Source organism: Mesorhizobium sp. M0761 (assembly GCF_040320205.1).
Classification (GTDB): domain Bacteria; phylum Pseudomonadota; class Alphaproteobacteria; order Rhizobiales; family Rhizobiaceae; genus Mesorhizobium.
This window is the reverse complement of sequence record NZ_JAMYPF010000007.1, coordinates 232,645-246,726: the sequence shown is the minus strand read 5'-3', so window position 1 is coordinate 246,726 and position 14,082 is coordinate 232,645. Positions and strand designations below refer to the sequence as shown.

Annotated in this window: 13 protein-coding genes; 9 read left to right on the top strand and 4 right to left on the bottom strand. The window is 63.3% G+C overall.

Translation table 11 applies throughout. The features are described 5' to 3' along the window. Positions 1-85 precede the first annotated feature (85 nt). The 3 genes from NKI32_RS14790 to lptF are packed head-to-tail and all read right to left on the bottom strand — an operon-like array spanning position 86 to position 4,802. On the bottom strand, positions 86-2,518 hold the full coding sequence (locus NKI32_RS14790) for an LPS-assembly protein LptD (RefSeq protein ID WP_023819176.1): 2,433 nt from the start codon (positions 2,516-2,518) through the stop codon (positions 86-88). Then, positions 2,518-3,600 (bottom strand): LPS export ABC transporter permease LptG, encoded by a 1,083-nt coding sequence (lptG, locus tag NKI32_RS14785; RefSeq protein WP_023695591.1) that lies wholly within the window; start codon positions 3,598-3,600, stop codon positions 2,518-2,520. Before lptG ends, NKI32_RS14790 begins: the two co-directional genes overlap by 1 nt. 2 nt (positions 3,601-3,602) lie before the next feature. Then, a complete protein-coding gene (gene lptF, locus NKI32_RS14780; protein ID WP_023672737.1) occupies positions 3,603-4,802 on the bottom strand; it encodes an LPS export ABC transporter permease LptF in 1,200 nt (399 codons plus the stop codon). Between the two features lie 32 nt (positions 4,803-4,834). Here lptF and NKI32_RS14775 point away from each other — a divergent pair, with 32 nt between their 5' ends. The 3 genes from NKI32_RS14775 to NKI32_RS14765 are packed head-to-tail and all read left to right on the top strand — an operon-like array spanning position 4,835 to position 7,126. Further along, positions 4,835-5,128, top strand: a complete 294-nt coding sequence (locus NKI32_RS14775; protein ID WP_155923815.1) for a hypothetical protein — start codon at positions 4,835-4,837, stop codon at positions 5,126-5,128. Positions 5,129-5,177: 49 nt separating this feature from the next. After that, positions 5,178-6,668 (top strand): leucyl aminopeptidase, encoded by a 1,491-nt coding sequence (locus tag NKI32_RS14770; RefSeq protein ID WP_352512275.1) that lies wholly within the window; start codon positions 5,178-5,180, stop codon positions 6,666-6,668. An 8-nt stretch (positions 6,669-6,676) separates the two neighbouring features. Continuing rightward, positions 6,677-7,126, top strand: a complete 450-nt coding sequence (locus tag NKI32_RS14765; protein WP_352512273.1) for a DNA polymerase III subunit chi — start codon at positions 6,677-6,679, stop codon at positions 7,124-7,126. A 6-nt stretch (positions 7,127-7,132) separates the two neighbouring features. Here the strand turns inward: NKI32_RS14765 and NKI32_RS14760 are convergent, their stop codons facing one another. Next, on the bottom strand, positions 7,133-7,729 hold the full coding sequence (locus NKI32_RS14760; protein ID WP_023693959.1) for a T6SS immunity protein Tdi1 domain-containing protein: 597 nt from the start codon (positions 7,727-7,729) through the stop codon (positions 7,133-7,135). A gap of 201 nt (positions 7,730-7,930) precedes the next feature. On the opposite strand from NKI32_RS14760, the gene NKI32_RS14755 reads away from it, so the two are divergent. From NKI32_RS14755 to NKI32_RS14730, 6 genes are read left to right on the top strand one after another with little or no spacing between them, the layout of a single operon-like run. Further along, positions 7,931-8,872: a 3-oxoacyl-[acyl-carrier-protein] synthase III C-terminal domain-containing protein gene (locus tag NKI32_RS14755; RefSeq protein WP_352597510.1), complete on the top strand. Its 942-nt coding sequence runs from the start codon at positions 7,931-7,933 to the stop codon at positions 8,870-8,872. After that, complete coding sequence (locus NKI32_RS14750) at positions 8,869-9,873, top strand: NAD-dependent epimerase/dehydratase family protein (protein ID WP_353002899.1); 1,005 nt, start codon at positions 8,869-8,871, stop codon at positions 9,871-9,873. Before NKI32_RS14755 ends, NKI32_RS14750 begins: the two co-directional genes overlap by 4 nt. After that, positions 9,870-10,694, top strand: coding sequence for an MBL fold metallo-hydrolase (locus tag NKI32_RS14745; protein WP_353002898.1), 825 nt, complete (start codon positions 9,870-9,872; stop codon positions 10,692-10,694). Before NKI32_RS14750 ends, NKI32_RS14745 begins: the two co-directional genes overlap by 4 nt. Continuing rightward, positions 10,691-11,947: a F390 synthetase-related protein gene (locus NKI32_RS14740; protein ID WP_353002897.1), complete on the top strand. Its 1,257-nt coding sequence runs from the start codon at positions 10,691-10,693 to the stop codon at positions 11,945-11,947. Before NKI32_RS14745 ends, NKI32_RS14740 begins: the two co-directional genes overlap by 4 nt. Next, positions 11,944-13,077: a GNAT family N-acetyltransferase gene (locus NKI32_RS14735; RefSeq protein ID WP_353002896.1), complete on the top strand. Its 1,134-nt coding sequence runs from the start codon at positions 11,944-11,946 to the stop codon at positions 13,075-13,077. The genes NKI32_RS14740 and NKI32_RS14735 overlap by 4 nt, the downstream gene beginning before the upstream one ends. Further along, the gene (locus NKI32_RS14730) at positions 13,074-14,078 is read left to right on the top strand and encodes a Rieske 2Fe-2S domain-containing protein (RefSeq protein WP_023715077.1); all 1,005 of its coding nucleotides are present in this window, start codon (positions 13,074-13,076) and stop codon (positions 14,076-14,078) included. Before NKI32_RS14735 ends, NKI32_RS14730 begins: the two co-directional genes overlap by 4 nt. Positions 14,079-14,082 lie beyond the last annotated feature (4 nt).

The window sequence follows — 14,082 nt, the reverse complement described above, 5'->3', positions numbered from 1 at the left end:
TCTAGCCCGGTTTTGGCCGATTCCAGCCCGATATTGGCGAAATCCGTGCCCGCTTTATGCGGCAAAACGATGTCGTCAGCCGGCTCTACTGGATGGAGTCGATCGAGCTTTGGGACGAGCCGAAATCGCCGAGCGTGCGGAACGACAGGTTGAAGCCGACATTCTGCGACACTTCCTTGGTGTTGATGTCGCGTGATTCCGAGTACGTCATCAGGTAGGTGAAGCAGGAATCATTGTAGGCAAAGCCGACGCCGTCCTTGACCAGCACGCTTTGTTGCAGGTCATAGGTGCCGGTGCCGAAGACGCGCCAGTTTTCGGCCAGGTGTGTCGAGGCGCCGAGCGTGACTTCGTGGCGGTCGGTGGTGAAACCATAGAGCGGCTGCGCCTGGATGAAGGCGTATTTGGCGCTCAGCGAAACCGGCAGCCCGGAATAGGCGGCCTTCACCTCGGCACGGCGAACTTCGAAGGTCTGCTCGTCGAAGCGGCCGCTAAGCGAACCGGAGAAGCCGCTCGGGCTGCTGAAGCCGACAAGGCCGACATAGTCGGAGGTCGAAGTCTCCAAGCCGGAATCGGCGCCCGCATTGACCAGATCCGGTGAATCGAACGAGTTGCGCCCGCCCAACTGGTAGGATTGGCCGAAGATCGCGTTGGTGCCCCAGCCATTGTCGTAGGCGCCGGAATAGCGGAACCCGACATTGGCGCGGCTGCCGCCTTCGACGCGGTCGTAGCCGGAGAACTTGTCGCGCTCGAACAGCGTCGTGGCGTCGAAGACGAAGCTCTGTGCATCCTCGTTGGGAACGGCGAGCCCGCCGACATACTGCTCATTCGGGCGCATGAAGACCTGCGCCATCGGCTCGACGATATGGCTGGAGCCGGTCATCGAGAACAGCACCGGCCAGCGCATTTCAAGTCCGGCGGTCGCCATGTACCGGGCGAAGGAAGACCGCATGTCGTCGGCGGCACCGACATTCGTTGCCATCTGGTTTACCGCAGTCAGCGAAGCCGAAGAAGCGTTGAGATAGTCGACGTCGCCCTGCAGAGCCAGAAGGGGCGTCAACTGCAATCCGCCGTCCGTGGTGAAGGTACGCTTCCATTCGGCCTCGGCGGTGAGGCGACCGGATTCGCCCTCGATGCCTCGCACGCGCTGGACGCCTGAGCCCGGCACATAGGGGGTAAAATAGGCCTGATCGAGATCGTCGCGGCGGATGATGCGCGCATTGACGTTGAACGACAGCTGGCCGCCGGCCACCGACATGTCGGGGATGTAGGCATAATCGAGCGACGGCAACACCCAGGGCTGCTTGTCGCTGCGCGATGCGACGTTGCCGTCCGGTGTGTTCTCCTGAACCTGGAAGCGCATGGCGCGCACATCGAAATAATTGCGGTCGTTTAGGCCGGTCAGGTAGACCGACGATTGATGCACGGCGTCGTTGTAGCCTTCGATCGTATAGGTACGCGAAAAATTCTTGTCGGTCTGAAGCAGGATATCCCAGCCGAAGTCCCAGCGCGGATTGATGGCGAACTGGCCCTTGGTGCCCATCATGCCGCGGAACTTGTTCGGATCGCCTGCTGGCCCCGAATTGACATTGTAGCCGCCGGGGAAAGCCGCGAAATCACGGAAAGCGCCAGGGTCCTGCTGGTTGATTCCGGCAAGCTTCAGCGTGTATTGGCCATTGTTGAAGCGCTGGCGCCACTCGGCCTCGCCGAGGAAACCCTGCTTGGTATAGCCGCTGCCGGTAACGGTGAGGTCGTAGGTCGGCGACAAAGCGAAGTAGTAGGGGACTTTGACGCCGACGCCGAGACGATTGTTGTAGCCGATGCTGGGGATCAGGAAGCCGCTTTTGCGCTTGACCGTCGGGTCGGCGATCTCGAACGCCGGCAGATAAGCCAGCGGGAAACCGAAGAATTCGAAATTCGCGTTCTCGAAGCGAACCGTTTTCTTTTCGCCGTTCCAGATGATCTTCCTGGCTTTGATCCGCCAGGTCGGCGCCTTGTCCGGCTTGTCTTCGCAAGGCTCGCAGGCCGTATAGACGCCGTTGTGGAACGTTGTCAGCACGCCGCCCATGCGCTCGGCGCTTTCGGCGGCGAAATAGGCTTTTTCGGGCGTTTCGACGCGCAGCGCATTGACGAAACCGTCAGCGAAATCGTCGGTAATGTCGATATGCTGCGAGTTGATCTTGGTGCCGTCGCTGTTGACGATCTCGACATTGCCGCTGGCAACCAGCCGCTTGGTGTTTCGATCATAGACGACGCGCTGGGCGACGAGCTTGTTGCCGCCATAGTCGATCTGGACGCCGCCGATGGCGGTGACCGTCTGGTTGTCGTTGTTATAGACGAGCGTGTCGGCCGCCAGCAGCATCTGGGAGCCGGAGGGAACCTTCGTTGCCACGTCGGTAACGTCCTGCGCCAGCGCAGGGCCCGTCAGCACGCCGCAGGCGAGCAGGCATGCCAAGGCGCTCGCCGAATAGAGGCGCGCCAAACCGGCCTGCCTATGGCTGCGCAAAGCCGCCTCCCTCACTAGCCGTCTTCCTTGTATAGCAGGAATGTCACCCCAAAGAACATAGCCACGACAACCGGAACCCATGCAGCCACGGCTGTGGGCACGAATCCCGCAACGCCGAATGCCTTGACCAATACCGAAACGACATAAAGCAGAAAGCCGGCGAGGACGCCACCCAGAATCATCGTTGCCGACTGCCCCATCCTCGCAAATCGCATTGAAACTGTTGCCGCAATCAGCGTCATGGCCACAAGCAGGAACGGTAACGCCACCAGCGAATCGAACTGCATGGCGAAGGCATTTGCCTTGAGGCCGAAGGAGCGGGCAACCTCAATCTTGCCGGGAAGGTCGTAAAACGGGATGGTTTCGGGGCGCGCCAGCCGTTCCTGCACGAATTCCGGCTTGAGGTTGGTCGGCAACTGGTCGGTCGTTTCGGAACGGATGTTGCCGTCCTTGAACACCTTGACGTCCTGCAATTCCCAGTAGCCGTCGCGCAGAAAGGCCCGGGCGGCGTCCTTGCGCTCGACGATATTGCCCTGCGGATCGAGGACGAAGAACACGGTGTCGGCCATTTCCAGGCCCTGGTTCAGGATGGCGCGGGCGCCGATGATGGTATCGCCGGAGTTGGTTTTCTGGCGGATCCACGGCGTGGCATCGGCCGCCACCGCGTTCGAATTGCCGGATCGCAGCTGGTTTTCCATCTGCTCCGACCATGAGAAGCCATGCGCGGCGATCGGATTGAGCACGCCGACCGACAATATGCCGAATAACAGCGCACCGATGCAGCAGGGCAACAGAAACTGCCAGGCCGACACTCCGGCCGAGCGCGCAATCACCAGCTCGTATTTTCGGTTGAGCGAGACCAGCGTCGCCATCGCCGAGAACAGGCCGACGAACGGCACCGTCTGCAGCATGATCATCGGCATCCTCAGCGCCGAGATGGCGACCGCCGTGCCGTAGGTGAAGCCCGGCAGGCCGGTGATGCGGCCGGACAGCTCGGTGAAGTCGATCAGGAACACCAGCGCCAGAAGGCCGATGAAGAACCAGATCGTGATCGACACGTAGCGAAAGAAGAAGTAGCGGCCCAGGGTCCAGCCCATCGTCAGGCTCCCTGGCCGGATGTGTAGCGCCGATTGAGGCGCAGCTTGAGCGCCGTCCAGCCATCGCTGACGCGGCCGGCGAAATTCGTCATCCAGTCGGCCCAGCTGCCGGGCAGTTCCATGCTTCGCGAGGTGACGATGAACCAGATGGCGACCGCCGAGGCGATGACCGGCACGCCATAGACCATATAGGCGTATTGCGGGATCTTGTCGGCCTTGCCGGCGGCAAAGAAGCCCAGCCAGCGCACGAACAGCGCAATGGCGATGGCTGTGATCAGCGGGTGGATGCGCGCCTCGCGGTGTGAGCGCGCATCGCCTGCCACGGCCAGCGCGATCAGCGCGAACACCAGCGAATAGGACCATTCGGAAAAGCGCTGGTCGAGCTCGGCCTTGTAGGCGCCGGGCCTGCGCTGGAAGATCTTGTCGTTCGGATCCGGGTTGAGCAGGTATTGCGTCGTTCGGTCCTTGGGCAGGAGCATGATATCGTTCGCCGCCGACATGAAGGCGGAAAGGTCGAAGGCGTAGGACGTGAAGCGAATGACCGACAGGTCGCCGGTCAGCGTCTTGCGATGAATGACGCCGTCATTCATCATCAGCACCTTCTCGTCACCCTTTTCGACGACGCTGCCGCTCTTGGCATAATAGATCAGATTGGCGCCTTCCTCGCGCGAATCGGCCACGAAGATGCCGCCGAGCCGGTTGTCCGGCAGCCGCTCGCCTATCTGCAGGAACAGCCCGTCGTCGATCTTGCGGAACGTGCCTTCCTGGATGATCAGCGACAAGAGATCGGCGCGCGAGGATGCTATCAGCTGGCGGTTCTTCTGCCTGGCATAGGGTTCGACGCCATTGTCGACCGCGAAGGAAAAGACGCTGGCCGCCAGCGCGATCAGCAGGACCGGCCGCACAATCGTCCAGCGCGAGGCGCCGGCGGCGTTGATGACGGCCAATTCCGAATCGGAGTTCATGACGCTGAGCGTCTGGGCCACCGCCACCACCAGGGCGAATGGCACCACGATCGGGATGATGGTGGGGATGATGAGGCCCGCGACCTCGAAAAAAGTGAGCGCCGATTGGCCACTGTCGGTGACCAGGTCGATGCGGGCAAGCACCTGCGTCGTCCAGACAATGGCCAGCGTCCAGATCAGCGCAGCGAGAAACACCGCCAGTGCGCGACGCATGATGTAGCGTTCAACGACCTTCATGTAAGGCTTTTCTCGATTTGCCGAACGGCATCATGCCCGCCGACAAGGTAGTCGTCCGGCTGCGGCTGTACAACTGGGTGCGTTTGGCCATTTCTTTCAGGCGGTTCGATCCGATTCTCCGTCCCACATCGCCCGTTCCGCAGGCCGGAGTGTCGGCGGCAATGAATAAGAAAGGGAGAACATCAATGGTTAACAACAGGTTGCGGCAGGAAAGCGGAGCCGTGCCGCGACGAATCGTTATCGATTCCGCTGCGCATATGATCCCTGATTCCGGCAAAGTCTTGCCAAATCAAGGAAAACGACCAAATGTCGCGCATCTTCCCTGAGAATGCATTTTTCCTGAAAATCTGAGCCGTTTCCCGAAAGCAGGACCTGATGACTTTGAGACCATTGATCGCCTTCGCCAAATTTGCCGCACCCAAAAAGGGCAGCATCATCGTGCTGGCGGCCGACGATGGTGGTCTTGGCGAACCGGCAAAGGCCTGCGACCCCTCAGGAACGCTGGCGCGGGCGTTTCCGGTGGCGGAGTTTTCCGGAAAATTCGCCGGTGTCGTCGAAGTGCTGGCGCCGCAGGGAACATCGCTCGACCGACTGGTGGCGGTCGGCGCCGGCAAGGTCGCCGGCCTCGATGACTTTGCCTGGCTGAAGCTTGGCGGCACCATCGCCGCGTCCCTGCGCAAGGCAGCGGAGGTGGCCGTCATCCTCGATGTGCCGGGCGCAAAGATTGGCGGCAGGCAAGCGGCGAACCTTGCCGCCGGCATCATTCTTCGCAGCTACTCCTTCGACAAATACAAGACCAGGAAAGACAAGGTCGATGCCGAGCCGAAGAAACCGGTCAAGGTGACCATCCACACCGCCGATCCTGCCGCGGCGAAAAAGGCCTTCGCCGACGAGGTTGCGGTCATCGACGGCGTGCTTCTGGCGCGCGACCTTGTCAACGAACCGGCCAATACGCTCGGCCCGATCGAATTCGCCGCCCGCGCCAAGGAACTGGAAGCGCTCGGCGTCGAGGTCGAGATCCTCACCGAGAAGGAAATGAAGAAGCTCGGCATGGGCTCGCTCCTCGGTGTCGCGCAGGGTTCGCCGCGCGGCGCCCGGATGGCTGTCATGCAATGGAAGGGCGGCAAGGCCAAGGACGCACCGGTCGCCTTCGTCGGCAAGGGCGTCACCTTCGACACCGGCGGCAATTCTATGAAGCCGGCCTCCGGCATGGAAGACATGAAGGGCGACATGGGCGGTGCCGCGGCCGTCATCGGGCTCATCCAGGCGCTGGCCGCGCGAAAGGCCAAGGCCAATGTCGTCGGCATCGTCGGGCTGGTGGAAAATGCCGTCGACGGCCATGCCCAGCGCCCCGGCGACATCGTCACCTCGATGTCGGGTCAGACCATCGAGGTGCTCAACACCGATGCCGAAGGACGCCTCGTTCTGGCCGACGCGCTGTGGTATTGCAACGACCGCTTCCAGCCGAAATTCATGGTCAATCTGGCGACGCTGACCGGCGCCATCATGGTCGCGCTCGGCCAGCATTATGCCGGCCTGTTCTCCAACAATGACGAACTTTCGGACAGGTTGACGGCGGCCGGCCAGGCGAGTCAGGAGCGGCTGTGGCGCATGCCGCTTGGGCCCGAATACGACAAGCTGATCGATTCCAAGAACGCCGACATGAAGAACATCGGCGGCCGCTATGGCGGCGCCATCATCGCCGCGCAGTTCCTGCAGCGCTTCGTCAAGGAAACGCCGTGGGCGCATCTCGACATCGCCGGCACCGCGATGGGCTCTCCGCCGAGCGAGATCAACCAGTCCTGGGGCTCGGGTTTCGGCGTCAGGCTGCTCGACCGGCTGGTGCGCGACAATTACGAGGGATAAGGCAGGGAATGGCCGATGTCCTGTTCTACCACCTGACCGAATCGACGCTGGAGGATGCGCTTCCCGGCCTGCTCGAGCGCAGCGTCGATCGCGGCTGGCGCGCCGTGGTGCAGACAGGGACCGAGGAGCGGCGCGATGCGCTCGACCTGCATCTGTGGACATTCAGGGACGATTCGTTCCTCGCGCACGCGACCGACCGTGAAGCCCATCCGGCCGAACAGCCAATCCTGCTCACCACGAGCGACGCCAACCCCAACCAGGCGCAGATACGCTTCCTCGTCGATGGCGCCGCACCCGCCGATCTCGCCGGCTACGAACGCGCCGTGTTACTGTTCGACGGCCATGACGCGGCCCAGGTCGAAGGGGCGCGGACGCATTGGAAGGTGTTGAAAGAAGCGGGCCACGCTGTCACCTACTGGCAGCAGACGCCCGACCGTCGCTGGGAGCGCAAGGCGTAAGTCGCGTTATCGGTCGCTGATCGTAACCTTGTTTATCTTCGCGCCCTGCGGGAGATCTTTCACCTGCCGATGGATTTGGCCGGCGATATGCACCTTCACAACGAAAAACGTCGTTTCCATCTCTCGCAGACTCATTTCGCCGCCAAGCACCGGCGGCTTCTTGAAATCATAGCATTGGCCGGCTGCCGGAATCAGTCGGTTCTTTCGGGCGGCAACGACAAGGCCCGCCAGCAGCAACTCGTCGCGGCGCGCTTCATTCTGCAAGTCGGCCTGAAATTCCGCCCAATGACCCGCAATTCTGGTCAATTTCCCGTCGAGCATATCGAGATGACGAACCGACCCGTCGCCGGCACGGAAAAATATGTCGCCGAAAGCTGACACCGCAGCTGGTTCAAGGCCATCCAGTCCGATCCACTTCCAGCCGTCCAACGCTTCCGCGACTTCGTTCGCAGGTGGTTCGATAAAGAGGAACTGATAGTCATGGGGCCATTCGGCTCTGATCAAGCCCCCTGTATTGGCTCTGTTGGCCTCGGCTTTTCCTTCCTGTCTGGCGTCGGACGCGCCAAAAATTGAAGAAATAAAGCGGAAAAAAGATCTGGCCATAATCGCCCCCGTACGGGTCTTTATACTTGCGAGAGATTCTAGCCGCAATCCACTGAAGGCTCCATAGTTCCCACGCATTCGTCTTGATGATGGCCATCACATTGGATCCGTTTTATGGATTGACTGGATGCAGGCTCATTGGGCGGGCTGAGAATGCGGATCAGGATCATCGGAACCGGGCGGGCCGTGCCGGCTCGATGCGTGACGTCGCGCGCCCTCGATGCGCGGCTGGGGTTTGGCGATGGACATTTCGAGGCCGCGACCGGCGTCATCGAACGCTATGTCTGCGACGCCGAATCGCAGGTCGACCTTGCTTGTGCCGCAGCCCGTCTGGCGCTTGCCGATGCCGAACTTGAGGCAGGCAGTGTCGATCTGGTCATCGGCGGTTGCGGCGTGCCTTATCAGCCGTTGCCGTCGACGGCTCCGCTGGTCATGCAGCGCCTCGGCCTTGCCGATGGGTCGGCGGCCGCCTTCGACGTCAACAGCACCTGCCTCGGTTTCCTCACAGCCTTCGAGACCGCGTCGCGCCTGATCGAGGCCGGGCAATGCCGGACGGCGCTGGTGTTCTCGTCTGAAATCGCCTCGCGCGCCCTGCCGTGGCAGGACCAGCCGGAAATTGCGGCCCTCTTCGGCGATGGCGCGGCGGCCGCCGTGCTGCAACAGGCAGCCCCTGGCGAAGGTGGGGTGGCGGCCAATCTGATGCGCACCTACCCTTCCGCCTATGCGGCCTGCAGCATCGGCTCCGGCGGCACCCGGTTCGACTTTCATCGTGAGCCCGAGGAATTCGCCCGCCACAGCCTGTTCCACATGGAGGGTAAGGAACTGTTTCGCGTCACGTCACGCCATTTCAACGGCTTTGTAGCGGAGTTGCTCGATCGCGCCGGCTGGCGTCACGACGATGTCGACCTCGTCGTGCCGCATCAGGCAAGCCCTTTCGCGCTCGCCCACATGGCGCGCCAGACCGGCTTCGCCAGGGAAAAGCTCGTCGACATCGCGGCGCGCTACGGCAATCAGATCGCCGCTTCCATCCCCTTTGCGCTCGACGTCGCGCGCCGCGAACAACGCATTGTGCCCGGCGCCAAAGTGCTGTTCCTCGGCACCTCGGCCGGCGTGTCGTTCGGCGGCATGGCGCTGGAAGCATGACCGTGGGACGCGTCCTCGTCACCGGCGCCAGCGGCTTCCTCGGCGCGCATATCATGGCGCGGCTGGCGGCAGTGGGCACACCGGCGCTGGGTCTTGGCAGGGACGCCAAACGCTGCGCGGCGCTCGAAGCCGCTGGTCATCGGGTCGTTCGGCTCGATTTGTCTCAACCATTCGATGCAGCTGCCGCGCGCGCTCTCGACGGCGTCGATGCGATCATCCACTGCGCGGCACTTTCCGCGCCCTTCGGCAGGTTGGCGGATTTCCAGACGGGAAATGTCACAGCTACCCGCAACCTCAGCGATTTCGCGCGCGGGCAAGGCGTGCGCCGCTTCGTCCATATCTCCAGCCCGACGGTCTGTTTCGCCTATCGCGACCAGCTCGGAGTTTCCGAGAATGCGGCCTTGCCCCCTCCGGTCAATCACTATGCCCGCACCAAGCGGCAGGCCGAGGAGATCGTGCTGGCGGCGCCTGAGATCAGCCCGGTGGTGCTGCGGCCGCGCGGCCTCTACGGTCCCGGCGACCGCACGCTGCTGCCGCGTCTGCTGCAGGTGGCACGGCAGCGCCCGCTGCCGCTGTTTCGCGACGGCAAGGCGCGCATCGATCTCACTTATATAGAGGATGTCGTCGATGCGGTGCTTGCCGCGCTCTCCGCCGGGAGCGCTGCCGAGGGACAGATATTCAACATCTCCGGCGGCGAAGTGGTGCCGGTCCGCCGCATTGCCGAGGCGGCCTGCGCCCGCGCCGGCGTGCAGCCGCGCTGGCGCAGAATGCCGCTCTGGCCCGCCATGCTGACGGCAGGGATAGCGGAGGCGGTAGCGAATATATTGCCCGGCCGCCCGGAACCGCCGGTGACGCGCTACGGTCTTGGCCTGTTCGCCTATGCGCAGAGCCTCGATCTTTCCAAGGCAGGCCGCATCCTCGGCTGGGCGCCGAAAGTGTCGTTCGAGGAAGGGCTCGATCGCACATTCGGCAAGGCGATGGAAAACAGGAGGGCAGCGTGAAGATCGTCTTCGCCAACAGCGCCTCTGTCAGCGCAGCCGAGCGCCTGATCCTGCGCGGCGGCAGCTGGGCGAAGGTCAGGCTACGTGTCCGCTACGGCCTGATCATGCATCCGCGAGCCGGCCCCGTCCTGATCGATACCGGCTACACGCCGCATGTGACACAAGGCAGTGGGCGCAGCACGGCGCTGCGTCTTTACAGTGCGATCCTCCGGCCCCAGCTCAACGAAGCCGAGCAGCCGCTCGCGGTACTGGCGCGCTTCGGCCTCTCGCCGCAGGACGTGCGCACCGTCATTGTCACGCATTTCCATGCCGACCACATGTCGGGCCTGTCGCTGTTTCCCAACGCTCGGCTTATCGCCAATGACACCGCCTGGGCGCGGGCGAAGGCCAAGACTTCCCGGCAGAATCTGCGCCATGGCGTCTTCAAGGAACTGTTCCCGTCTGACTTCGAGGCCCGACTCGACGGGCTGTCGTCGAAGCGGCAGGTCGAGCCGCGTGGCGGCGTACCGGGCGGCGCCGATCTGTTCGGCGACGGCAGCGTCGTCGCAGTCGGTCTGCCCGGCCATGCCGATGGCCAGTTCGGCCTTTCGTTCCCAAATCTGGAGCGGCCGCTGCTCTACGCCGTCGACGCGCAATGGTTGTTCGCGGCCCTTGTCGAAAACCGAACTCCCGGTCTGCCGGCAACCCTGCTGGCCGAGGATGCCGCCGCGATCGAGCCGACCAGCGTAATGTTGCGCCGGTTTCTGGCGACCGGCGGCGAGGTTGTTCTTTGTCATGATCCGGCGGTGACGGCCTACGATCTGGCCGGAGAGAGCGCATGAACGGGCCGACGGAAGCGGCCCGTTCGTTTGTGTTGACGCAATGGCTCTCGCGCAAGAGCCGTGAGAATTTCGAACGCTGGCAAGGTCATGCCTTGCGCCGCTTTCTCGACCGCGACCTGCCGCGCGCGCCGTTCTACGGCAAGACGCCGCGTCATCTCGGCGATCTGCCGGTGACCGACAAGGCGACGCTGATGGGCAATTTCGAGCGCTTCAACATCCGTGGCGTCTCGGCCGCCGAGGCCTGGAAGGCGCAGGCCGGCGATGGCCGCATTGGCGAACTGACAGTCGGCTCCAGCACCGGCACGTCGGGCAATCGCGGCCTGTTCATCATTTCCGAAGCGGAAAAATACCGCTGGCTGGGCACCATCCTGGCCAAGGCCGTGCCCGATCTGCTCTGGCGCCGGCAGCGCGTGGCGGTGATCCTGCCGCAGAACACCCGGCTCTACGACAGCGCGCGCAAATCGCGGCGTATCGACCTGCGCTTCTTCGATCTGACGCGCGGTCCGGAGAGCTGGCGCGGCGCTCTCGAAGATTTCGCGCCTACGGTGATCATCGCGCCGCCGAAGATGCTGCGGCACTTCGCGGCCGAGGGCTTTAGGCTCAAGCCGCAGCGTGTCTTCAGCGCCGCCGAAACGCTCGACCCGGTTGACCGGCCGGTCATCCAGGCATTCTTTGGTCGTCAGCTCGACCAGATCTACATGGCGACGGAAGGGCTGTTCGCCGTCACCTGCCGCCAGGGCGGGCTGCATCTGGCCGAGGATTCGGTGTTCTTCGAGTTCGAACCGGCCGGCGACGGCCTGGTCATGCCGCTGATCACCGCCTTTCGCCGCCGGACCCAGATCATGGCGCGCTACCGGATGAACGATCTGCTGCGGCTGTCCGAAAAGCCATGCCGCTGCGGCTCGCCGCTGCGCACGCTGGACGAGATCGTCGGCCGAATGGACGACGCTTTCCGGCTCGCCTCGCCGCACGGGCAGCTCCTCGTCACGCCCGACATACTACGCAATGCGGTGCTCAAGGCCGACCGGCGCATCGACGATTTCCGCCTGGTCCAGACCGCTGCCGACGTCATCGAACTCAGCCTGGCCCCCGGGCTTGCCGACGAAGCTGCCGCCGCCGCCCATGCAGCCGTGCGAACGCTACTGGCCGCGCGCCAGGCGACGGTGAGAGTCAGCCTCCTGCGCAAGAGCCTGCCGCTGGAGACCAGCCGTAAACTGCGTCGGGTCGAATGCCGCCTGGGAGCGGCATCATGAACCGGCCTGCCGCATTGCCACTCGCTCAACTGGACCAGGTTGAAAACAACCCGCGTGAGGTCGACGCCTTCGTTCAGCTATTCAACGAGGTGCCGGCGCGCAACCTCGTGCGCAATCTGACGGTGGCTGTTGAAACCTTCGCCATCGCCGGCCGCTCCTTTCCGCTGACGCTGAACGACAGAAGCGAAGCGCCGAATTGCTATATCTGCTGCCCGTCCAGCGCCTATATCGACTATGCCATCGACGAGACGCGCAATTTCGTCTCCTCGCCCTTGCTGCAAAAAACGATCCGGATGCTGATTGGCCTGTGCGCGCCGCTGGTCAGGATGAGCGGCCTCGACCATCAGGTGCAGCTCAACAACTGGCTCTATTCGACCAATCCGGTGCCGCTGCTCGATCGCAACGCGGTCGCGGCGATCCGCGACGATCTCACGGCGCGTTTTCCCGATCGCGCTGTTCTCATCCGCTCCCTGAACGAGATCGCCGATCCCTCGACAATCGCAGCGCTGAAGGCGGAGGGTTTTCGAATGCTGGCGGCGCGGCAGATCTACATCTTCGCAGGCGACGGTTCGGCCATGACCAACGACATGAAGCGCGACCGCAAGCGGCTGCCCACGACGCCTTTCGAGCAGGTCGGCAATGGCGACTTCACCGAGGCCGACTATGCGCGCGCCGAAGCGCTCTACCGGATGCTCTATCTCGACAAATACACGCCGCTCAACCCGCACTACACGGCCCGCTATATCGGCGAGACGCACCGTCGCGGCATCCTGCAACTGGCAGGCCTGCGTCGTCCCGGCGGTGAACTGGTCGCCGTCGCCGCTTTGTCTCAGAACGGCAGGACACTGACGCAGCCCATCGTCGGCTACGACACCGGCCTCCCGGTGAGCGAAGGCCTTTACCGCATGATGATGGCGCTGGCGCAGGATCATGCGATGGCGCACAGCCTGTTCTTCAACATGAGCGCCGGTGCCGCCGCCTTCAAACGCTTGCGCGGCGCCGTGGCGACGGTGGAATACAACGCCGTCTATGCTGCCCATCTGCCGCGCCGCCAACGCATGGCGGTGCGGATCATGGAATTTGTGCTCGCGAAGATCGGCATTCCCCTGCTCAGGAGATTTGAACTTTGAGCGACACCCGGCAGCAGAAAGACAAAGACTATTGGCAGGCGGTGATGCGGTCTGCCGACATCAAAGCCAAGCCGAAGCGCATCCTGTTCGACGGCGCGCCACTGGTGCTGTTCCGCTCGGCGAAAGGCATTGCCGCCCTCTTCGACCGCTGCGCTCACCGCCTGGTCGAACTCTCGACCGGCAAGGTCGTCGGTGGCGAGATCGAATGTCCCTATCATGGCTGGCGCTACAATGGGGAAGGGCGCTGCACCGCCATTCCCGGCCATGTCGGCGACGTCCCGCATTACCGTATCCGCCGCTACAGCGCGATCGAGCGCGACGGCGTCGTCTTCGTCTCGGCAGGCACGCCTGAGGGCGAGCCCTATCTCCATTGCATGCAAGGCAAGGATGTCGTCGTGAAGCGGGTGCGAAGCTCGGCGCGATCGACGGTGCTCGACGCCGCCGAGAACATTCTCGACGCCACTCACACCCACTTCACCCACAAGGGTGTGCTGCGCGGCCTGACCGCAAAGCGCCATCTCGTGCGCGTCGAGGTGACCGGCGGCAAGGGCTGGGTCGAAAGCTGCTACACCGGCGAGGACCGCCAACAGGGGCTGGTCAGCCGGCTGCTGGAAGGCAAGCGCGCCAAGACCATCGGCCGCTACCGCCATCCCGGCATCGTCGAACTCGAATATTGGGGCAAGGGCGGCTTGGCGCTGGCGACCACTTTCCATTTGCGTCAGGCGGACGAACGGACCGTCGAAGGCGTCGGCTGGCTGATCGGCCCGCGACAGGGCCTGTTCGGCGAACTCAAGGCGCTTGCTTTCCGGCCGCTCTTTGCCTTTGCCCTGCAGCAGGATCGCCGTGTGCTGAAATCGGCCAGCGACAACGCCCGTATATCGCCGCAGGTTCAGCCGGCGATCGGCCCGCTGGATTTCCTGCGCCGCGACATAGCGGCGATCATCGACGGCAAGATGCCACCGGCGGCGGCAGAGCCGCGGGTGCACCAAATCGAGTTGTAATCTA